Annotated in this window: 25 protein-coding genes; 10 read left to right on the plus strand and 15 right to left on the minus strand. The window is 52.7% G+C overall.

The features are described from left to right. Nucleotides 1-30: 30 nt before the first annotated feature. The 4 genes from csgG to csgD are packed head-to-tail and all read right to left on the minus strand — an operon-like array spanning nucleotide 31 to nucleotide 2,372. Nucleotides 31-864: a curli production assembly/transport protein CsgG gene (gene csgG, locus V1603_RS11610; protein ID WP_028012674.1), complete on the minus strand. Its 834-nt coding sequence runs from the start codon at nucleotides 862-864 to the stop codon at nucleotides 31-33. Between the two features lie 26 nt (nucleotides 865-890). Further along, nucleotides 891-1,304, minus strand: coding sequence for a curli production assembly/transport protein CsgF (gene csgF / locus V1603_RS11615; RefSeq protein ID WP_116340728.1), 414 nt, complete (start codon nucleotides 1,302-1,304; stop codon nucleotides 891-893). Nucleotides 1,305-1,327: 23 nt separating this feature from the next. Continuing rightward, a complete protein-coding gene (csgE, locus tag V1603_RS11620; protein WP_048998812.1) occupies nucleotides 1,328-1,717 on the minus strand; it encodes a curli production assembly/transport protein CsgE in 390 nt (129 codons plus the stop codon). A gap of 4 nt (nucleotides 1,718-1,721) precedes the next feature. After that, entirely contained in the window at nucleotides 1,722-2,372 is a 651-nt protein-coding gene (gene csgD / locus V1603_RS11625) for a biofilm master transcriptional regulator CsgD (RefSeq protein ID WP_028012677.1), read from the minus strand. Between the two features lie 434 nt (nucleotides 2,373-2,806). Here csgD and V1603_RS11630 point away from each other — a divergent pair, with 434 nt between their 5' ends. The 6 genes from V1603_RS11630 to ymdB all read left to right on the plus strand — a co-directional run bounded on the left by V1603_RS11630 (nucleotide 2,807) and on the right by ymdB (nucleotide 5,593). Continuing rightward, nucleotides 2,807-2,980, plus strand: a complete 174-nt coding sequence (locus tag V1603_RS11630; protein WP_395313954.1) for a hypothetical protein — start codon at nucleotides 2,807-2,809, stop codon at nucleotides 2,978-2,980. Between the two features lie 147 nt (nucleotides 2,981-3,127). Continuing rightward, on the plus strand, nucleotides 3,128-3,583 hold the full coding sequence (gene csgB / locus V1603_RS11635; RefSeq protein WP_116340726.1) for a curli minor subunit CsgB: 456 nt from the start codon (nucleotides 3,128-3,130) through the stop codon (nucleotides 3,581-3,583). A gap of 41 nt (nucleotides 3,584-3,624) precedes the next feature. After that, nucleotides 3,625-4,083, plus strand: a complete 459-nt coding sequence (csgA, locus tag V1603_RS11640; RefSeq protein ID WP_080327570.1) for a curli major subunit CsgA — start codon at nucleotides 3,625-3,627, stop codon at nucleotides 4,081-4,083. A 61-nt stretch (nucleotides 4,084-4,144) separates the two neighbouring features. Continuing rightward, entirely contained in the window at nucleotides 4,145-4,477 is a 333-nt protein-coding gene (gene csgC / locus V1603_RS11645) for a curli assembly chaperone CsgC (protein ID WP_116340724.1), read from the plus strand. Nucleotides 4,478-4,627: 150 nt separating this feature from the next. Next, on the plus strand, nucleotides 4,628-4,948 hold the full coding sequence (locus tag V1603_RS11650) for a type 1 fimbrial protein (RefSeq protein WP_320720524.1): 321 nt from the start codon (nucleotides 4,628-4,630) through the stop codon (nucleotides 4,946-4,948). A 102-nt stretch (nucleotides 4,949-5,050) separates the two neighbouring features. Beyond that, nucleotides 5,051-5,593 (plus strand): O-acetyl-ADP-ribose deacetylase, encoded by a 543-nt coding sequence (gene ymdB / locus V1603_RS11655; RefSeq protein WP_395313955.1) that lies wholly within the window; start codon nucleotides 5,051-5,053, stop codon nucleotides 5,591-5,593. A 33-nt stretch (nucleotides 5,594-5,626) separates the two neighbouring features. Here the strand turns inward: ymdB and mdoC are convergent, their stop codons facing one another. Continuing rightward, on the minus strand, nucleotides 5,627-6,766 hold the full coding sequence (gene mdoC / locus V1603_RS11660) for a glucans biosynthesis protein MdoC (RefSeq protein WP_163328724.1): 1,140 nt from the start codon (nucleotides 6,764-6,766) through the stop codon (nucleotides 5,627-5,629). A gap of 254 nt (nucleotides 6,767-7,020) precedes the next feature. Here mdoC and mdoG point away from each other — a divergent pair, with 254 nt between their 5' ends. The 3 genes from mdoG (at nucleotide 7,021) to V1603_RS11675 (ending at nucleotide 11,407) form a co-directional block, all read left to right on the plus strand. Beyond that, entirely contained in the window at nucleotides 7,021-8,574 is a 1,554-nt protein-coding gene (mdoG, locus tag V1603_RS11665; protein WP_116340716.1) for a glucans biosynthesis protein MdoG, read from the plus strand. Further along, complete coding sequence (mdoH, locus tag V1603_RS11670) at nucleotides 8,567-11,095, plus strand: glucans biosynthesis glucosyltransferase MdoH (protein WP_116340714.1); 2,529 nt, start codon at nucleotides 8,567-8,569, stop codon at nucleotides 11,093-11,095. Before mdoG ends, mdoH begins: the two co-directional genes overlap by 8 nt. Before the next feature lie 84 nt (nucleotides 11,096-11,179). After that, on the plus strand, nucleotides 11,180-11,407 hold the full coding sequence (locus V1603_RS11675; RefSeq protein ID WP_116340712.1) for a YceK/YidQ family lipoprotein: 228 nt from the start codon (nucleotides 11,180-11,182) through the stop codon (nucleotides 11,405-11,407). Nucleotides 11,408-11,413: 6 nt separating this feature from the next. Here V1603_RS11675 and V1603_RS11680 read toward each other — a convergent pair whose 3' ends face one another. The 3 genes from V1603_RS11680 to V1603_RS11690 all read right to left on the minus strand — a co-directional run bounded on the left by V1603_RS11680 (nucleotide 11,414) and on the right by V1603_RS11690 (nucleotide 14,170). After that, nucleotides 11,414-11,788 carry a MysB family protein gene (locus V1603_RS11680; RefSeq protein ID WP_008500834.1) on the minus strand — a complete coding sequence of 125 codons (375 nt, stop codon included), beginning with the start codon at nucleotides 11,786-11,788 and terminating at the stop codon, nucleotides 11,414-11,416. Nucleotides 11,789-11,885: 97 nt separating this feature from the next. Next, nucleotides 11,886-13,103, minus strand: a complete 1,218-nt coding sequence (gene mdtG, locus V1603_RS11685) for a multidrug efflux MFS transporter MdtG (protein WP_395313956.1) — start codon at nucleotides 13,101-13,103, stop codon at nucleotides 11,886-11,888. A gap of 140 nt (nucleotides 13,104-13,243) precedes the next feature. After that, the gene (locus V1603_RS11690; protein WP_395313957.1) at nucleotides 13,244-14,170 is read right to left on the minus strand and encodes a Kdo(2)-lipid IV(A) acyltransferase; all 927 of its coding nucleotides are present in this window, start codon (nucleotides 14,168-14,170) and stop codon (nucleotides 13,244-13,246) included. 222 nt (nucleotides 14,171-14,392) lie between these two features. On the opposite strand from V1603_RS11690, the gene V1603_RS11695 reads away from it, so the two are divergent. Continuing rightward, nucleotides 14,393-15,442, plus strand: a complete 1,050-nt coding sequence (locus V1603_RS11695; protein ID WP_116340707.1) for a rhodanese-related sulfurtransferase — start codon at nucleotides 14,393-14,395, stop codon at nucleotides 15,440-15,442. Between the two features lie 41 nt (nucleotides 15,443-15,483). Here V1603_RS11695 and V1603_RS11700 read toward each other — a convergent pair whose 3' ends face one another. The 7 genes from V1603_RS11700 to pyrC all read right to left on the minus strand — a co-directional run bounded on the left by V1603_RS11700 (nucleotide 15,484) and on the right by pyrC (nucleotide 20,151). Beyond that, the gene (locus V1603_RS11700; RefSeq protein ID WP_163328728.1) at nucleotides 15,484-16,062 is read right to left on the minus strand and encodes a YceI family protein; all 579 of its coding nucleotides are present in this window, start codon (nucleotides 16,060-16,062) and stop codon (nucleotides 15,484-15,486) included. A 1-nt stretch (nucleotide 16,063) separates the two neighbouring features. Beyond that, a complete protein-coding gene (locus V1603_RS11705; RefSeq protein WP_116340703.1) occupies nucleotides 16,064-16,630 on the minus strand; it encodes a cytochrome b in 567 nt (188 codons plus the stop codon). A gap of 218 nt (nucleotides 16,631-16,848) precedes the next feature. After that, nucleotides 16,849-16,962, minus strand: coding sequence for a YceO family protein (locus tag V1603_RS11710; protein ID WP_116340701.1), 114 nt, complete (start codon nucleotides 16,960-16,962; stop codon nucleotides 16,849-16,851). Between the two features lie 59 nt (nucleotides 16,963-17,021). Continuing rightward, the gene (gene solA / locus V1603_RS11715) at nucleotides 17,022-18,140 is read right to left on the minus strand and encodes an N-methyl-L-tryptophan oxidase (protein ID WP_116340699.1); all 1,119 of its coding nucleotides are present in this window, start codon (nucleotides 18,138-18,140) and stop codon (nucleotides 17,022-17,024) included. A 116-nt stretch (nucleotides 18,141-18,256) separates the two neighbouring features. Beyond that, the gene (gene bssS, locus V1603_RS11720) at nucleotides 18,257-18,511 is read right to left on the minus strand and encodes a biofilm formation regulator BssS (RefSeq protein WP_023299782.1); all 255 of its coding nucleotides are present in this window, start codon (nucleotides 18,509-18,511) and stop codon (nucleotides 18,257-18,259) included. Nucleotides 18,512-18,784: 273 nt separating this feature from the next. Continuing rightward, nucleotides 18,785-19,030, minus strand: a complete 246-nt coding sequence (dinI, locus tag V1603_RS11725) for a DNA damage-inducible protein I (RefSeq protein ID WP_028012694.1) — start codon at nucleotides 19,028-19,030, stop codon at nucleotides 18,785-18,787. Nucleotides 19,031-19,104: 74 nt separating this feature from the next. Continuing rightward, nucleotides 19,105-20,151 (minus strand): dihydroorotase, encoded by a 1,047-nt coding sequence (gene pyrC, locus V1603_RS11730; protein ID WP_395313958.1) that lies wholly within the window; start codon nucleotides 20,149-20,151, stop codon nucleotides 19,105-19,107. Nucleotides 20,152-20,241 lie beyond the last annotated feature (90 nt).

The raw sequence follows: 20,241 nt of genomic DNA on the forward strand, positions 1-20,241 counted from the left end.
AATCATCTCGCCTTTTTTATGCGCTGCCTGTCAGGATTCCGGAGGCACCGACATATCACGGTATTTCACCAGGATCGGGTTCTGCACGTCCGCTTTGTTTTGCAGATCCCACAGCCCGCGATCGATACCATCGTTAATTAAGAAGATCACGCCGGTTTCAATGGCTGACATCAGACACATCATGACCGGTTCGTTAGAGGTGTAGCCAATTTCACCCTCCAGCAGACGCTGGTAGTCGATGAAGCGGAATACCCCAGCCTGAACTTCATAAGACAGTATCGTTTTGCTGGTGTTGACCGAGGAGAGCACTTCACCGGTACTGACGTTAACGACGCGCAGGTTAACCGCAATTTGGTCGAGCTGGTACTGGGTATCCGCGCCGATACCGAAGTAGCGCGCCCCAACGCCGCCCGATTTTACGTTACTCTCGTAACCGATAATCGAACCCTCAATCATCACGTTTGCGGCGGCCAGCGACTGCAGAGGCATCCGGTTATTGTCCGCGACGGTGCCATTCTCCTGCGCGGCGCGAATGATTTTGCGTTCATTTAACAGGTTCTGAAGCCCCTGGCGTTCCAGCGGTATAAACCAGTGCGAATCCTTCAGTGCGGTCACCAGCATGGCGGTGGCGCTTTGCGGCACCGCGGTGGAGAAGTTACTTGCCGGGTAAGGCTTAAATTGCCCGGTTTCATCCTGAATGTTGTATACCGAGACAAATATCTTGCCCGTAGGTGAAGGCAAATGGGTTAAATCACGATAACTCTGGGCCCGGGGCATTAATGTTGGTTTTGCAGCTTCTTTAGGTGGAGCAGTTAAACAACCGCTCAATAAGCACACTGCAACAAATATCAGGAAGCGCTGCATGATCGTTGTCCTTATTTAGCTATTGTTTAAAAGTCAGTTGAATTATTTTGCAGGCCGGAAACCTCTATGGTGGAGGTTTTTCCGGTTTTACGATCGGTCACATTCAACTGGAGCTGTCCGTCCCTGTTGGCGATGTCGACAATAAAGTCGTTGGTCATCATTCGGCCGGGTTTGCCGGTATTAATGTTGGTCAGCAATCCCCCTAAAATCTGCGACTGGATAGCCTGGGTGAAGTTATCCAGTGCGGAAGGGGTATCAACGGTAAAATCCTGATAGCTCGGATCTTTATAGGAGTTTTGTGCCTGGGCTTGATTCAGCAGAAAGGCACCGTTGTTGGGGTTGCCGCCAAAGTTAGGGTTACGGAACTGGAAGGTCATATTTCCGGCCCAGCTCAGGGGAGCAATAAGCATGATCGAAACAACTGCATATGCAATACGCATGACAGCCTCCGCATATCGGTTCGCTAGAACTCATCTTTTGCTAAATCGCTGGTGCTTAATAGGGCTTTATCTATTTGCAGGCGATTAATAGCGTCTTCAGTTTGAGCCAGTGCTAAGGCTACGTTTTTATCGAAGTCTGTTTTCGAGGGGAATAAAAACGTTTGATAAATAACGTCCTGATTGGCCGTTATGGTTATCCAGCTTCCCCAACGTGCACTGGGCCGCTCGTTGATTGTTAAATTACCCGTGTAGGGACTGTCCCATTTATCGCTGAAGGCCCGGTAAAAGCTGTGCCCGATCGATGAGACCGTGTGGTCAGTTAACAATCCGGGAACTTCGACCTCAACGGCCTGTAGGTTCCCAGCAGCGAGCAGGAGACTCGCTGCGGCGATCCAACTCAACGTGCGCTTCATGTCATTAACGCCTGAGGTTATCGTTTGCCCATGAAACAGCCTGAGTTCGGTTTTTAACAGCTATCTTCTTGAAAAGATTATAAAGGTGCGTCTTCACCGTATTTTCGCTGATAAATAACGAACGGGCGATTTCAATATTTGAAGCACCAATGCGTAATTTGTTCAGGATCTCTTTCTCACGGTGGGTGAGCAGCGCTGATTCCGAACTGTTATAGCGGTAATTTCCGGAGTGCGTGATGAGGTAGCTGGCCAGCTTTTGCGAGAAATAGCATTCGCCGCGCAATATGCCTTGCAGACCATCTACCACCCGAACCTCTTCTTCAGTGACGTAGAACACGCCATTGATATGCGGCCAGCTTTCAATATCTCTGAAAGGATATTCATCAGGCGTATTCAATAATAACACGCGGATATTATTGTTTTTCCTGCTTAAGTTATCTTGCCAGTAATGGATAAGCTTTTTATCGGCCTCCATCATATCAAACAGAATGATGCTGCCAGGCGCAATATCATCAAAAGAACGTTGAATATTATGCAATTTCCCGTTCAGTGATAAAGATTGCTTTAAATGTTGTAATAAAGCTGTCGCTTGCAGAGAAGGTTTTGTGATCAACAGTAATGTATGACCATGTAAACTATGGACTTCATTATACATGATGAAACCCCACTTATTTTTGGCACCTGACAGCCGCCCTCTCTGTAAACAAGAGGGCACCAGAAGTACTGACAGATGTTGCACTGCTGTGTGTAGAAACAGAACATAACCTCCACAGGGAGGTAAATATAAAACCAATTTCGTACATCTAATTTCAATCTAGCTTTTACGAGTTTTAAAGCAAGTGTTAATCATGTAACAAGATGTAAAAATCAATATTAATTTGTGTAAATTGCAGATTTTTAATGTTGTTATTTGATATGAAAGTTGTACATGTAAATAGTTGTGCATAGATTTTAAAAATCATACAAATATTATCAATCAATTGATATTTAAAGTATTTATTATTTTATTTGGTATGTGTCAAGGTATGAGTAACTGATACTTTCTAAGTCATACCGTTCTGGTTTTTCTGGCTTAAGAAAACTCGCCTTGTGTCACGCACTAAAGAAAATGTCATCCTGGCGTTACGCTTAAACAACGCGGGAAGGGGCATGGGCGGCTTTCTCGCCGTTGTACAGCATGCCACGCATAAATATTTCATAAAAAATAAAACCGGCCTGATTAATGCCTTTTATGGTGCAAATTACAACTTTGTGGTGAGCTGAAAAATAAAAATAAGCCGCGCGGGTGAGATATTTAAAATGTTTCAGCGGACATACTCTTCACCGTAACGACGCGTTAACAAAAAAACGAGTCGTTTAATACGAAATACGATCAAGGTGTTTTCAGGTAGCCGGGTCCAGGGTGACAACATGAAAAACACAGCGTTATTTTTGATGTTTACATTACTGGGTGCGCCTGGATTTGTAACCGCATCGAATTCAGATTTGGCAAACGCTGAATATAATTTTGCGGTTAATGAATTAAGTCATTCATCATTAAATCAGGCAGCCATTATTGGTCAACAGGGCGTGTTTAATGACGCTCAGCTTCGCCAGGAAGGATCGAAACTCTTGTCCGTCATTTCCCAGGATGGGGCAGGCAACAGAGCGAGAGTTGATCAATCAGGGACTTATAATATTGCCTGGATCGATCAGAGCGGTAACGGGAACGATGCAGGCATTACGCAGGATGGATATGGTAATAGTGCGAAAATTATCCAGAAAGGGTCGGGTAATAGAGCAAATATTACGCAGTACGGTACGCAGAAAACCGCAGTTGTAGTGCAGAAACAGTCGCAGATGGCAATTCGCGTTATTCAGCGCTAGTTATTTCGCGACGATGTTAATCAATCCGATGGGGGTTTACCATGAAATTTATCAAAGTGGCAGCACTTGCAGCAATCGTAGTTTCTGGTAGTGCTATGGCTGGTATGATTAATCAGGGCGGATGGGGTCATGGACACGGTCATGGTCAGGGCGGATACAGTGGTCCAAATTCAACTCTGAATATTTACCAGAACGGTGGCGGTAACTCAGCGCTGGCCCTGCAGACGGATGCCAGAAATTCCGTTCTGAATATTAGCCAGACCGGTGGTGGTAACGGGGCTGATGTCGGTCAGGGTTCTGACGACAGTAAAATCAACCTGACCCAGAACGGTTTCGGCAACAGTGCGACACTCGATCAGTGGAACAGCAAAAAATCCGTTATGAATGTTAGCCAGTACGGCGGCCTTAACGGTGCGCTCGTAGACCAGACGGCGTCTAACTCCACTGTCAACGTGACCCAGATTGGCTTTGGTAACCACGCGACAGCGCATCAGTACTGATACTGAAATCTGGAATACAAAAAAACAGGGCCGATGCCCTGTTTTTTTTCGGGAGTTCCTCATGAATACCTTCATTCTCCTTGCCGCGCTTTCCGGGCAGATCGCTTTTAAAACGTCACAGCAGGGAAATATGACAACCATTATTCCGCAGGTCATTTTGTCGGAACCGTGTGATTGTCAGGTTCAGATCCTCTCACTGAAAGAAGGGCAGAGTGGGCAAAGTGCTTCACGGCAGCAAAATACCCTTTTTATCCCCGCTAATCAGGCGATTGATTTAACGCGGTTGAGTTTAACTATTTCTGCGGGAGACACGGTAAAAATCGTCGTCACCGTCACGGATGGAAAAGCGCTTCATTTATCACAGCAGTGGTCGCCAGCCGGGGGTACGCTGTAAATATTCATGAAATCAATGTATTGCGAATATTTGCCGTTGAACTAAGCTGTTATCAGGAACTGCGTTGTTTGGTTCCGTAACGTCAGCCTTCGTTTGCATAATGAAGCGCGTTTGCCCCTCATGGACGATTTTCATTGAGGAGTACATATCGTGACCCACTATTTTGCTCGTCTTATTTCAGGTCTGGGCCTGCTCGTTTCTGCTTTAATCGCTCCAGCTTATTCAGCCACTATTGCGGAAGGTGGTGTTATTCACTTTCGCGGTGCAATCGTTGCTGACCCTTGTGAAGTCACACCGCAACAGCGGCAGCTTGCGCTGTCATGCCCGGAAAAAAACCGTATGCAAACGCGTACGATCAGCTATGACGATGCGCTGAACGGCAAGTCGACGGCTTCCAGCCTGGCGACAGTGAATATGACGTACCTGAATCCTGAAAAAACGCTCGCGGTTGTTCAGATCCAGTACCGTTAGTACCCGTGCGCGCCCGCTGGTGGGCGCGGTTTTAGGCCTGTCGTTTTCTCAATAATCCCTCTGCGATACACTTATAAAAAAGGCGGGCAGCAGAGGGGCTTTATGAAACCGCAAATTGAAGTTATTCATGGCGATATTACGACCGTCCATGTCGACGTCATCGTCAATGCGGCCAATCCTTCCCTGATGGGGGGAGGAGGAGTAGACGGCGCTATTCATCGGGCTGCCGGACCGCAGTTACTGGAAGCCTGTAAAATCGTGCGTCAGCAACAGGGTGAATGCCCTCCGGGACATGCGGTGATTACGCTTGCGGGCAACCTTCCCGCCAACGCGGTGATTCATGCTGTCGGGCCCGTGTGGCATGGCGGCGATCGGCATGAAGCGAGTCTTCTGGAAGAGGCATACCGGAACTGTCTACGGCTTGCCGCCGACAACGGCTTCAAAACGATGGCGTTTCCGGCCATCAGCACCGGCGTGTATGGTTATCCAAAGGCGGCTGCGGCGGCCATCGCCGTAGATACCGTCTACCGTTATCTTTCACTCAAGCCGCTGCCAGAGAAGGTGATTTTTGTCTGCTTCGATGAAGACACCACGCATCTGTATCAGCGTCTTTTGACTCAGCGCAGGCAAGAGCTGGAAAGCTGAAGCAAGGGCGGCGCACTCCGTGCGCCGCGCTGCTCAGGCGGCTTTCGGCTGTGGTTTTCCTGAAAACAGGAAGCGCAGGAGAGGGATCCGCAGATGGATCTCATAGAGTACGACGGCAATCCCCACCACAAACACCAGCCCGGTAAAGAAGCCCAGCGTGTTGGATGCGATATGCGGCGTGATGTATGCCCCGAAGAACAGCGTCAGAGGATGATGCACCAGATAGATAAACAGTGAAGCGTTGACGAAGTAGGTCACGCGGCTGGACTTGAAGTTCAGCAAACGGTGGCCGAGGGCGAACACCACATTCACCATCCACAGGCCCAACAGCATAGTGATCACGCTTTCTGTTTCATACATCCAGGCATCGCCGCTCCCGTATCGCTGGTTCAGCAGATAGGCCACGAAGGCGATGGCCGCACCTACCGCGCACCACGGTGACGGGGTAGTAAACAGCGCTTTAAGCTTCGGATGAATAAAGGCCAGCGCGCCGATTAAAAAGAACGGAATGTAGAACAGCGACTGCATCACCACAAAATTGAACAGGCCGTCGCTCAGTATCGGTGGATAGACGATAAACAGCGTGCGTCTCACCGCGGCATAAGCGATCCCCAGCAGTAAGAAGAGCACCGACAGTCTGCCCAGCGTGATGTTGGTGAAGAAAGAGTCGGCCGTCGTGCTGAGATGGCGGCGCAGGCGGCTGAAAATCACCAGACTGACCGTGGTCAGCACCACCAGAACCAGCAGGAACCAGAGGTGAGACACCAGTTCCCAGACCAGCGTGTTGTACTTTTCGTACAGCGAGAGATTCGGCCAGTTTTCCGCCTTGCCTTTAACGTACTGCAGCATAATGAACTGCGGCAACGTCAGCAGCGGGATGGCGGTTAACATGGGAATACCGACGCGCTCCACGCGCACTTTCCACCAGCGCTTAAGCGGGTAGCGTAAAAAAAGCATGTACGAAAAATAGCCGGATATGACAAAAAACACCTGCATGCGGAAAGCATGAATAAAGTCATTAAACAGCGTCAGCCACCAGGAGGGCATCTGGCTATTAACATGCCACGTGTGGCTGGAGTAAATCAGTGAAATATGAAAGGGGATCCCCAATAGCATCAGCCATGCCCGGATCGAGTCGAGGAAATATTCCCGTTGTATCGGTGTTGTGCTCATATAACGTTGTGCATTCTCAGACTTTTCGCCTTATCCCTAAGACTCATAATGGTTACATTCGAAGCCAACCCTACACCAAGACCGACACACTGTCTCCAGGATAAGCACGCAAAGTGAATAGCGGGTTCTTTCATTTGCTTAATCCATGAGCCAGCAGCTGAACAAAGCAGTGATTATGTTGTCGGATTGCCTGAGTTTCCATTAAAATGGATCGGATCGATATAAGCACACAAAGGGGGAAGTGCTTACTTATTATGAAACATAAACCACAGATGATGAAAATGCGTTGGTTGGGTGCTGCAGTGGTGTTATCACTGTATACCTCATCGGCACTGGCCTTTAACATCGACGATGTCGCAAAACAGGCAAAATCGATGGCAGGCAAGAGCTACGAAGCGCCGAAAAGTAACTTGCCCTCCGTTTTCCGCGACATGAAGTATGCGGACTATCAGCAGATCCAGTTCAACCACGATAAAGCGTACTGGAACAACATTAAAACCCCGTTCAAGCTTGAATTTTATCATCAGGGTATGTACTTCGACACGCCTGTTGCCATCAATGAAGTGACGGCAACCGCGGTACGCAAGATCAAGTACAGCCCGGATTACTTCAATTTTGGCAATGTGCAACACGACAAAGATACGGTGAAAGACCTGGGCTTCGCAGGCTTCAAAGTCCTTTACCCGATCAACAGCAAAGATAAAAACGACGAAATCGTCAGCATGCTTGGCGCCAGCTACTTCCGCGTGATTGGCGCGGGTCAGGTGTACGGGCTTTCTGCGCGCGGTCTGGCTATTGATACCGCGCTGCCATCAGGTGAAGAGTTCCCGCGTTTCCGTGAGTTCTGGATTGAACGTCCAAAACCAACGGACAAACGTCTGACTATTTATGCGCTGCTCGACTCTCCGCGTGCAACCGGTGCCTATCGCTTTGTGATTATGCCGGGTCGTGACACGGTCGTTGACGTGCAGTCTAAGGTTTACCTGCGTGACAAAGTGGGCAAACTGGGCGTTGCACCGCTGACCAGTATGTTCCTGTTTGGGCCGAACCAGCCGTCACCAGCCACCAACTTCCGCCCGGAACTGCATGACTCCAACGGTCTGTCTATTCATGCCGGCAACGGTGAGTGGATCTGGCGTCCGCTGAATAACCCGAAACATCTGGCGGTCAGCAGCTTTGCGATGGAAAACCCGCAGGGCTTTGGCCTGCTGCAACGTGGCCGTCAGTTCTCTCGCTTTGAAGATCTTGACGACCGCTATGACCTGCGTCCAAGCGCCTGGGTTACGCCGAAAGGCGACTGGGGTAAAGGCAAGGTAGAGCTGGTTGAAATTCCAACCAACGACGAAACCAACGACAACATCGTTGCATACTGGACGCCGGATCAACTGCCGGAAGCCGGTAAAGAGATGAACTTCAAGTACACCATTACCTTCAGCCGCGACGAAGATAAGCTGCATGCGCCGGATAACGCGTATGTGACGCAGACTCGCCGCTCTACGGGTGACGTGAAGCAGTCTAACCTTATCCGTCAGCCTGACGGTACGGTGGCGTTTGTCGTGGACTTCACCGGCCAGGATATGAAGAAACTGGCTCCGGATACTGCGGTGTCGGCCCAGGCCAGCATCGGTGACAACGGTGAAATCGTAGAGAACACCGTGCGTTACAACCCGGTAACCAAAGGCTGGCGTCTGACCCTGCGCGTGAAAGTGAAAGATCCGAAACAGACCACTGAAATGCGTGCTGCGCTGGTCAGTGAAGATCAGCCGCTGAGTGAAACCTGGAGCTACCAGCTACCTGCCAATGAATAATACATCTGAATATATTGATGCCATGCCGCTGACGGATATCGAAAAAGCGGCGCTGCCTAAGAGCGACATCCGCGCGGTTCATACCGCGCTGGATGGCGAACATCGTCAGTTTTCCCGTGATGATGATACGCCGCTGGGGTCAGTCAAGGCGCGTCTGGAGCAGGCCTGGCCGGACTCGCTGGCAGAAGGGCAGTTGATTAAAGACGACGAAGGACGCGATCAGCTTCAGGCCATGCCGAAGGCGACGCGTTCCTCAATGTTCCCCGATCCATGGCGCACCAACCCGGTTGGCCGCTTCTGGGATCGCCTGCGCGGGCGTGACGTCACGCCGCGCTATCTGTCGCGCCTGACGAAAGAAGAGCAGGCCTCTGAACAGAAATGGCGTACCGTGGGCACAATCCGCCGTTATATCCTGCTGCTTCTGACGCTGGCGCAGACGGTTGTCGCGACCTGGTACATGAAAACCATTCTGCCTTACCAGGGCTGGGCGTTTATCAACCCGACTGACATGATGGGCCAGGATCTCTGGGTCTCCTTCATGCAGCTGCTGCCGTACATTCTGCAAAGCGGCATTCTCCTGCTGTTCGCGGTTCTCTTCTGCTGGGTATCGGCCGGTTTCTGGACCGCGCTGATGGGCTTCCTGCAGCTGCTGATGGGACGGGACAAATACAGCATTTCGGCGTCAACGGTCGGGGATGAACCCCTCAATCCTGAGCACCGTACCGCGCTGATTATGCCTATCTGTAACGAAGACGTTGACCGCGTATTTGCGGGCCTGCGTGCGACCTGGGAGTCCGTAAAGGCGACCGGTAACGCGGAGCATTTCGACGTTTACATCCTGAGCGACAGCTACAACCCGGATATCTGCGTGGCAGAGCAAAAAGCCTGGATGGAGTTGATTGCGGAAGTGCAGGGCGAAGGGCAGATCTTCTATCGCCGCCGCCGCCGTCGCGTGAAGCGTAAAAGCGGCAACATCGATGACTTCTGCCGTCGCTGGGGTAACCAGTATAGCTACATGGTTGTGCTGGATGCTGACTCCGTCATGAGCGGTGACTGCCTGAGCGGTCTGGTGCGCCTGATGGAAGCCAACCCGAACGCGGGCATCATTCAGTCTTCGCCAAAAGCGTCCGGTATGGACACCCTGTACGCGCGCTGCCAGCAGTTCGCCACCCGTGTTTACGGGCCGCTGTTTACCGCCGGTCTGCACTTCTGGCAGCTGGGTGAATCGCACTACTGGGGCCACAACGCTATTATCCGCGTGAAGCCGTTCATTGAGCACTGTGCGCTGGCGCCGCTGCCGGGCGAGGGTTCGTTTGCCGGTTCGATTCTGTCGCATGACTTCGTGGAAGCGGCGCTGATGCGTCGTGCTGGCTGGGGCGTCTGGATTGCCTACGACCTGCCGGGATCGTACGAAGAGCTGCCGCCGAACCTGCTGGACGAGCTCAAGCGAGACCGCCGCTGGTGTCACGGTAACCTGATGAACTTCCGCCTGTTCCTCGTTAAAGGGATGCACCCGGTTCACCGTGCGGTGTTCCTGACGGGCGTGATGTCTTATCTCTCCGCACCGCTGTGGTTTATGTTCCTCGCGCTCTCCACTGCGCTGCAGGTCGTCCATGCCCTGACGGAGCCGCAATACTTCCTGCAACCGCGCCAGCTGTTCCCGGTGTGGCCGCAGTGGCGTCCTGAGCTGGCGATTGCGCTGTTTGCTTCCACCATGGTGCTGCTGTTCCTGCCTAAACTGCTCAGTATCATCCTGATCTGGTGCAAAGGCTCGAAAGAGTACGGCGGTTTCTTCCGCGTGACCCTTTCTCTGCTGCTGGAAGTGCTGTTCTCCGTGCTGCTGGCGCCGGTGCGTATGCTGTTCCACACCGTGTTTGTGGTCAGTGCGTTCCTGGGCTGGGAAGTGGTCTGGAACTCACCGCAGCGTGATGACGACTCCACGCCATGGAGTGAAGCCTTTATGCGCCACGGTTCTCAGCTGCTGCTGGGGCTGGTGTGGGCGGCCGGAATGGCCTGGCTGGATCTGCGCTTCCTGTTCTGGCTGGCACCGATTGTCTTCTCGCTGATCCTGTCGCCGTTTGTGTCTGTGATCTCCAGTCGGTCAACGGTGGGGCTGCGTACCAAGCGCTGGAAACTGTTCCTGATCCCGGAAGAGTATTCCCCGCCGCAGGTGCTGGTGGATACCGATACCTACCTGGAGCAGAACCGCAGCCGCACGCTGGATGATGGCTTTATGCACGCTGTGTTTAACCCGTCATTCAACGCCCTGGCGACGGCGATGGCCACTGCGCGCCACCGCGCAAGCCAGGTGCTGGAGATTGCCCGCGATCGTCACGTTGAGCAGGCGCTTAACGAGACCCCGGAAAAACTCAATCGCGACCGTCGTCTGGTGCTGCTGAGCGATCCGGTCACGATGGCAAGGCTTCACTATCGCGTATGGTCCGCTCCGGAGAAGTATTCTTCGTGGGTGAACTACTACAAAGAGCTGAAGCTGAACCCGCTGGCGCTGAAGGCCAAGTAAGTGGTTAAGCAGGGTGGGTAAGCATAGCGCCACCCTCCAGATAAAATACCGGCTGCGAGGCCGGTATTTTTTTAGAGGTTACTGATGAAAATAATCATCGTCGTTATGATGACATGCCTGCTAAGCGGCTGCGGCAGTATCATCAGCCGCACCATTCCAGGGCAGGGCCATGGCAACCAGTACTATCCGGGCGTGAAATGGGATGTACGCGATTCCGCATGGCGCTATCTGACGGTGCTCGATCTGCCGTTTTCGCTGATTTTCGACACGCTGTTGCTGCCGATTGATGCCAGCCACGGCCCGTACGAGTAGCGTAAATTAACGCTCGTCCCACTCATCGGCTGCGGTTTGACCTTCTTCCGTATCCAGCGGTGGCTCGAGCTGAAACTCGCCCTCATCCCACTCGTGCAGCGTATTCTCCTCCAGCCATTCCTGCCGAAGTTCGATTTCGTCATAGTCGCCATCAAAAACGGCCTGCGCACCTTCACCGCTCAGGACCGGCAAACATTCCCCTTCTTCGCCTTCATCGGCAAAGAATTCGGCCTGCCACATAATATCCCCATCCTGCAGAACGTATTTTTGGATATTAAGTTGTTGCACGTCAGCATCTTCTTCCTCAACACCGGGATTATCGGCAAGGAACTCTTCACGAGCGGCATCAATAGCTTCTTCCAGCGTGGCGTACATGGTCATTGGTGTCTCCCTGTTTTCCAGAAGGTTTCAGGGAAAGAATAGCTGAATATCAGATTCTGCAAGTATGAATGCGAAAATAAGCCGTCAGGCGTTCGTCTTATTCCATCACCGGCCGTAACGCGCGGGATAAACTGAACCACGAATAAATCGCGTTGAACAGCACCACGCCAGCCGTCACGATAAAGACGGCGCGAAAACCGAAGCTGGCGGAAATACCCGCGCCGAGAAGCGGCCCGGTGACGTTACCGATATCGCGAAATGACTGGTTATAGCTAAAGATTCGCCCGGCAATCTGGTTCGTGGAGTTGTAGACCAGCAGGGTCTGTACGGCGGGCAGCAACGCCCCGTCGGCGGCGCCCAGCAAAAAGCGAAGCACGCCCAGCTGCCACGGAGAGTGCACCATCGACATGGGGATGAGCAGCAGGACGGAGATAACCAGCGCACAAATCAGGATCTTCTCAGGACCCACGCGGTCCCCGAGCTTCCCCAGCCGCGGCGCACTAAGCAGCGCCGCCACGCCGGGCACGGAGGCAATTAGCCCGCTGATAAAGGCAATATTGCTAACATTACCCGCCAGGTCGCGAACGTACAGCGTCAGAATAGGGGCAATCGATCCGGTTGCTACCTGAATGATCATTGTCGTTACGAACAGGCTCAGCACCAGCCTGGGATTTTTAAGCGAGGTCAGCACGTCTCTGGCGTGAAGCATCTCTTTTTTAGCGACGGGCGTAAATTTTTCACGGATGCAGAGCAGGGTGACAATAAAGCACAGAAACAAAACGCTCGCGGTGATGAAAAAAACCGGGCGCAGGCCGTAGTTATCCGCCAGTAACCCCCCCGCCAGCGGTCCCAGCAGAGCACCGCTCACGCCACCGGTTGAGAGCGTTCCAAGCGCCCAGCCGCTCTTATGGCGAGGCATTTGCGTGGCGATCAGGGCGTTCGCGTTGGGAATAAATCCGCCCAATAAGCCCAGCAATGCGCGCAATATCAGAAACTGCCAGACGTTCTGCGCCACGCCCATCAGCGCCATGATAATGGCCATCCCCAGTGCCGAACGCAGCAGCATGATTTTACGTCCCTTGCGGTCAGCAAGGCCGCCCCAGAAGGGCGAGGCAATGGCGGAAAAGAGAAACGTGATGCTGAATACCAGGCCAGACCACATGTTGAGCGCGCCGTGGCCCGTCACGCCCAGCTGCTCGACGTAGAGCGGCAGGAAAGGCATGACCAGGCTAAACGCCGCGCCGGTAAGAAAACAGCCAAGCCACGCAACCGTGAGGTTACGCTTCCAGTTTATGGGGGCATCTGAGGGTGACATAACAATCCGCATAGTGAGGTGCAGAGCACCTGAAGCATGAAGTAATAAGCCTGCTAATTATGCGCCTGGGTTATGATTGCCGCAATGAGGGGGAGCTTTTAAAGCTAAAACAGCATGCGGCCCTGAAGGCCGCATAAGGATTAATAGCGGGACGGCGTGCCTTCTGGCCGCGTTTTAAAGCGGCGATGCAGCCACATGTACTGTTCTGGCGCCAGCATGATGCACTTCTCCACAACGCCGTTCATCCAGCGCGCGGTGGTTTCCGCATCTTCCAGCGGCGGCGTGAGTTCCGGCTCAAGCATCATCAGCTCGTAGCCTGAGCCATCCGGCATACGGCGGGGAACAAAGGGAACAATGGCGGCTTTGGACATCCGCGCCAGCATCCAGGTGCCGGTCGTGGTGGCGGCCTCGTCGACGGCGAAGAAGGGGACAAAGACGCTGGCCTGTGGGCCATAGTCGTGATCGGGGGCATACCAGACTACTTCACCGGACTTTAGCGCGCGGATCATGCCCTTCAGATCCTTACGGTCGATCATGCTTTTATTGGAGCGCATGCGGCCGTTGGTCTGAATGAGATCGATAACCGGGTTGTCGTTAGGACGATAAACCCCGATGCCGGGCGCCTGCATGCCGAACATGCGCGCCCCGATTTCCAGCGTCAGGAAATGGACGCCGATCAGCAGCACGCCGGTCTGATTGGCCTGAAGAGTATGCACCGGCTCCATGCCGGTTCCGGTCACCTTGCTCCAGCGCGCCATGCGTTTGTCCGGCCAGAACCACGCCATGCCGGTTTCCATGAGCCCCATGCCGACGGATTCGAAATTCTTCGAGACCATATCATGACGTTCTGCCTCGCTCATCTGCGGAAAGCACAGCTCAAGATTACGATACGCGATGCGGGCGCGGCGTTTCATAAAGATTTGCGCGAGTCGGCCTAATGATTTACCTAACCGGAAGATAACAGGGTAGGGAAGCTGTACCAGTAGCCATAAAAAGCCAATGCCAAGCCAGGTCATCCAATAGCGGGGGTGCAAAAGGGCGACGGTAAATTTTGGTAACTGGGTCATGTCTTTCCTGTGTTCAAACGTCCTGTTTCGCTATTGTCGCATTTTTTGAGACGTAGCCAAAATATCTGCCGCCGAAACCTGCGCGACGACGGCAATTGTTAAGCCTGATTCATCAGGGTGTGTGAAATGTAGCGTAAATTGTGTGGATGTAAATTGGTTTTGTTTGCTATATGATGCCGACCGATTTTTCATTCTCTCTGACGATTGCAGGACTTGTACACCATGCCAGTGTTACACAACCGCGTTTCGAATGAGATGTTAAAGGCGCGTATGTTGGCTGAAACCGAACCGCGCACAACCATCTCTTTCTACAAATATTTCACGATCGACGATCCGCAGGCGACCCGCGATGCGCTTTATCAGGCCTTCACGGCGCTGAACGTCTTCGGACGCGTCTATCTTGCCCGCGAAGGCATTAACGCACAGATTAGCGTACCGGAAAGCAAGGTGAACGCATTCCGCGACGTACTTTACAGCTTCGATCCGGCCCTCGACGGCCTGCGCCTGAACATTGCCCTGGATGACGACGGGAAATCGTTCTGGGTGCTGCGCATGAAGGTGCGTGAACGCATCGTGGCGGACGGTATCGACGATCCTGAGTTTAATCCTGCGGATGTCGGTGAATATCTGAAGGCCGCGGAAGTGAATGCGATGCTGGACGATCCGGATGCGGTGTTCATTGATATGCGTAACCACTATGAGTACGAAGTGGGGCATTTTGAAAACGCGATGGAAATTCCGGCCGATACCTTCCGCGAGCAGCTGCCGAAAGCGGTGGAGATGATGCAGGAGCATAAGGATAAAAAAATCGTTATGTACTGCACCGGCGGTATCCGCTGCGAGAAGGCCAGCGCGTGGATGAAGCACAATGGGTTCAACAAGGTCTGGCACATTGAAGGCGGTATTATCGAGTACGCCCGCCGCGCCCGCGAGCAGGGCTTACCGGTACGCTTTATCGGTAAAAACTTCGTCTTTGACGAGCGCATGGGCGAGCGTATTTCAGAAGATGTGATTGCCCAGTGCCACCAGTGCGGCGCGCCGTGCGATACCCACACCAACTGCAAAAACGACGGTTGCCACCTGCTGTTTATCCAGTGTCCGGCCTGTGCCGAGAAGTTTAACGGCTGCTGTAGCGAGCTGTGCAGCGAGGAGAGTATCCTGCCGGAAGAAGAGCAGCGTCGTCGTCGCGCAGGACGTGAAAACGGCAATAAGATTTTTAATAAATCACGCGGCCGTCTGAATACTAAACTGGGCATTCCTGACCCGGAATAATAATAACGCCCGGCACGGCGAGAGCCTGCCGGGCGAATCTATTACGACTTCTGCTGCACACCTTCAACGGAAATAACCAGCTCAACGTCCTGAGACGCGGGGCCTAAATCCGTTGTGATATTAAAATCTTTCAGGTGAATTTTACCCGCCGCTTCAAAACCTGCGCGTTTACCGCCCCACGGATCGTCACCCTGACCGATCAATTTTGCGTCCAGAGTGACGGGTTTGGTTACGCCATTCAGCGTCAGATTACCGGTAATAGCCAACTTATCACCCTCTTTCTTCACTTCCGTTGAGGTGAAGGTGGCCTGCGGGAATTTTGTGACGTTCAGGAACTCTGCGCTGCGCAGGTGTTTATCGCGCTCAGCATGGTTTGTGTCGACGCTGTTCGTATTAATGGTCACATTGACTTTATCTGCCGCAGGGTTTTTCTCGTCAAAAGTGAATGTGCCGTCGAAATCTTTAAAGGTACCGTAAAGCCAGCTGTATCCCAGATGCTGAATGCGGAAATTGACGAAAGCGTGCTGGCCCTCTTTATCAATTTTATAGTCAGCCGCCACGGCAGAACCGGCGGTGAATAACAGAGAACCCAGGGCGATACCCAGCAGGTGTTTTTTCATTTTATGCTCCAGAGTCAACTGACGAGCGGCCAAGCATGCGCTTAAGCGTATCGTCTTTATCAATAAAATGGTGTTTAAGGGCTGCGAGCCCGTGCAGTACGGACAGGATCACCACGCTCCAGGCAAGCCAGAGGTGAACGACGCCCGCCGTGTCGGCCTGAGCCCCGGCATCGCTGAGCGTTGCCGGAACCTCGAACAGGCCAAAAACGCTAATCGGCTTACCGTCTGCCGTTGAAATGAGATAGCCGCTGATCAGAATGGCGAAGAGCAGTGCATACAGCGCAATATGCGCGGCGACAGCGCTAACGCGGGTTATTTTACCGTATGTCTTTAGTGGCGCGGGCGGTGGAGAAACATGTCGCCAGATTACGCGAAATACCAGCCCCAGCATCAGGAGGACGCCAATGCTTTTATGCAGCTCGGGTGCCTGATGATACCATCCATCGTAATAGCTGAGCGTGACCATCCAGAGTCCAAGTCCGAACATACCATAGACGGCAATGGCAAATATCCAGTGCAAGCTTATGGATATTATTCCGTAGCGCCGGGAGGAGTTACGCAATTGCATCAGAATGTCCATTTTCAAATTAACCGAAAGATAAAAATGAACGGGAAGGCGCGATATTGCAACTAAAATAATTGACTATTGATTTTTATTTTATTTATTTCAGCGATTTTGAAAAGGAACCGCAAATTTAATTCAGTGGCTTCGTGCAAGACGTATTTAGCAGAAGAAAAAAGCTTAAATAAACATAAAGTAACGTCAGCTAATGTCAGTTATCGCTTTCAATAAAACACAATGTAAATAACATCGACGATAGCGAGCAGCGCCCACAATAAGATATAGAGCATAAAGTGCTCGCGAATGTTATTGACGAGAAAACCCACGATCCTGCGCATATCGCCCCACAGTTGAGTACGAAAAAACGGGCCCCGGTACCGCCGGAGCCCGTGGCCGATTATCCGTTAAAACGCGAGAGTGAGAACGGCGTCAGATCAAACTGCGGCGTGATACCCTGGGCAAACTGCGCGGCGATTTCACCCAACACCGAAGCGAACTTAAAGCCATGGCCGCTCAGCCCGGTAATCAGCAGGGTGTTGTCATGGCCCGGCAGCGTATCAATGATAAAGTCTTCATCCGGGGTGTTGTCGTAGGTGCAGGCCGCGCCATAAAGCAGTCCACCGACGCCCGGGAGAATATTGCGCAGGAACGAGAAGGCTTCTGAGCCGTCCTGCGGACACGCGCCAAAGGGTTTGCGCTCCTCCGGTGAGGAGATGACCTGCCCGCCGTTGTGTTTACCAATCTTGAGGGCGTCCTTCTCGGAAGGGAAACCGTAGAACTGATCGCCGTTGGGTAACTCGCCGGTAAACGCCGGGAATTTGTTTTGCGCGCTGTAACGCCCGTCCGACTGGAACCAGGAGAAGACCTTGCGCACTGGCTGGATCGGCAGGTCCGGGAGCAGGCGGGTAACCCAGGTTCCTGCGCTGATAAGCAGGCGGGAAGCCGAATACTCTCCGTCTACGGTTTTCACCGTAACGCCGTTTGCATCATGCGTGATGGCCTCAACGGGGCAGTTGAACAGCTGCGCGCAGCCCGCTTTGGCGGCAAGATCGATCCAGGTTTTGATCGCCGTTTCACAGTGCAGCACGCCGGAGTTGGCTTCAAAGAGGCCGATATAATCCTCCGGGACGGTAATTTCTGGCCAGCGTGCTGTGATAGCCGACGCATCCAGCTTCTCAACGTCAAGATTAAACGCCTTCGCGCTGCGTTCGACATTGGCGAGAAATTCCGAACGAGCCGGACCAAGGTTGATGACCCCCGTCCGCTCGAAAACACGCTCTTCAGTCTGTTTTGCCAGCTCGTCCCACAGCGTCTGGGCGCGAAGCACCAGCGGAACGTAGCGCTCGCCCTCGCCATAGGCGTGGCGAATGAGGCGTGTGTCGCCATGATGGCTGCCTTCGCTGTGCGGCGGCAGGTGGGCGTCAATCATCAGGACGTTTAGCCCTGCCTGCGTTGCGTAATAACCGGCGGCCGATCCAACGGAGCCGCTACCAATAATGATTAAGTCGTATCTCATATGCATCTCGTAAACTTACGGTTTGTTAGCAGAGTAATTAACAACGCGGGCGCAAACAAGCGGGAAATAAATAAGGCACCGCGAGGGTGCCTGTTGAGTGAAAAGTGGGCATACGGTTAGTGCCGTTTATACTCATTTTCCTGATAGTCGCCAGATTCTATTTTTGCAATGCCTGCCTCTAAAATAGAAATAAACTGACGGGCGACGTCTGTTGTTAGCCACAGCGTCTGTCCAACTTCCGCTTCGTCACGGTTGAGTTGATTTGGGGTCTGGTAGTGCAAACGCAGCATCAGCGCATCGTAGCTATCTACGGTACTGATATCCCAGCCTACAAGCGGATGGGTCTGGATGACTTCGTTATTCTTTTCCATTATAACCCCCTAAATGCGTGTTAGAAGACAACGGCTCTGAGGTTCAATGCATGTTTTTCTGAAAGCTTCTTCAGTATACCAAGTAATAAGGGTTCCAACGGGAAAAATAAACAGGTAGCAACACATTTTTCTGCTTTTTAGGATTGTTCGAACAATAAAACACCATATCGTTCACGATTTTCTAAGAAGATGCTGAATTAATTTGAACGTCAGGAATGACAGGCAAAAAAAAGCCGGGGCGACCCGGCAAAAAAACACAATGAGGGAGCAGTGTTAATCGGTAATGAACCAGTCGTCTGCGCTTTCCCACGTTTCCTGCAGGATTTCGCTTATGCGATCTTTATCTTCTTTTGCGGCACCCATGACGGAGAGGTTGTTCGCTGCGGCGTAACGAACCGTTACGGCGCCCGCGTTATCGGGAAAAGTGTTGTTAATACGACGGGATAATTCGCCTGCCAGTGCATCAAGCGCGCCGGCAGGCAGAACGGTAGTTTTGGCTATGGTGACTTCAATACGCATAAATGCCCCCTGTGTAATATACTGTTTATTTATACAGGCATATTATCGGTTTGACAACAAGGGGCGTTGATTTTTTAGCGTTTTACCGTCCAGTTTACGGTTTCACCTGCCAGGAAGGGGATCAGCGCGTCATCCGTCAGCGCAATGGACTCCTCAACCTGGCTCGCTTTACGCTCCAGCTCAATGAAGGTCTCATTGACCGGCAGGCCGTAGAAGCGCGGGCCGTTGAGGGAGCAGAACGCTTCGAAATGCTCCAGCGCGTTCATCTCTTCAAATACGGTTGCGTAGCTGGCAAGGGCGGTTGGAGCGTTGAAACAGCCCGCGCAGCCGCAGCTTGCCTCTTTGCGATGGCGGGCGTGAGGCGCGGAGTCTGTGCCAAGGAACGCACGCGTGAATCCGCTGGCGACCAGCTCGCGCAGCGCCTGCTGGTGAACATTGCGCTTGAGGATCGGCAGGCAGTACAGGTGAGGGCGCACCCCGCCCACCAGCATATGGTTACGGTTAAACATCAGATGCTGTGGGGTGATGGTCGCGGCGATCAGCTCGTTGCCGTCGCGAACATACTCTGCCGCGTCTTTGGTGGTGATATGCTCAAAGACGACCTTAAGCGCCGGCAGACGCTGGCGCAGAGGCTCCATCACGGTCTCGATGAAACGGGCTTCACGGTCAAAGATGTCAATCTCCGCATGCGTTACTTCGCCGTGTACCAGCAGTGGCATGCCCAGCTTCTGCATACGCTCCAGCACCGGCATGATGGCATCAATGCTGGTGACGCCGTGGCTGGAGTTGGTGGTGGCGTTCGCCGGGTAGAGTTTCGCCGCCGTAAATACGCCTTCGTTAAATCCGCGTTCCACCTCGTTCGGGTCCAGCGAATCGGTCAGGTAGCAGGTCATCAACGGGGTGAAATCATGTCCTGCCGGAACGGCATCCAGGATGCGCTGGCGGTAGGCTATCGCGGCATCGACGGTGGTGACTGGCGGAACCAGGTTTGGCATGACAATCGCGCGGCCATAAATTTCACTGGTATAGGGCACGACGGTTTTCAGCATATCGCCATCACGCAGATGGATATGCCAGTCGTCAGGGCGGCGGATTTGAAGAACCTGGGGTTGTGCAGTCATGGAAGCTCCGGCTTGTCAGGAATCAGTCATAAGGATGGCTGTTTTTGCCGGACACAAATCATAAGCGGAAACGTTTTCGTTTGCACACTT

This window comes from Enterobacter sp. ECC-219 (assembly GCF_043966805.1).
In the GTDB taxonomy this organism is placed as follows: Bacteria; Pseudomonadota; Gammaproteobacteria; order Enterobacterales; family Enterobacteriaceae; genus Enterobacter; species Enterobacter cloacae_N.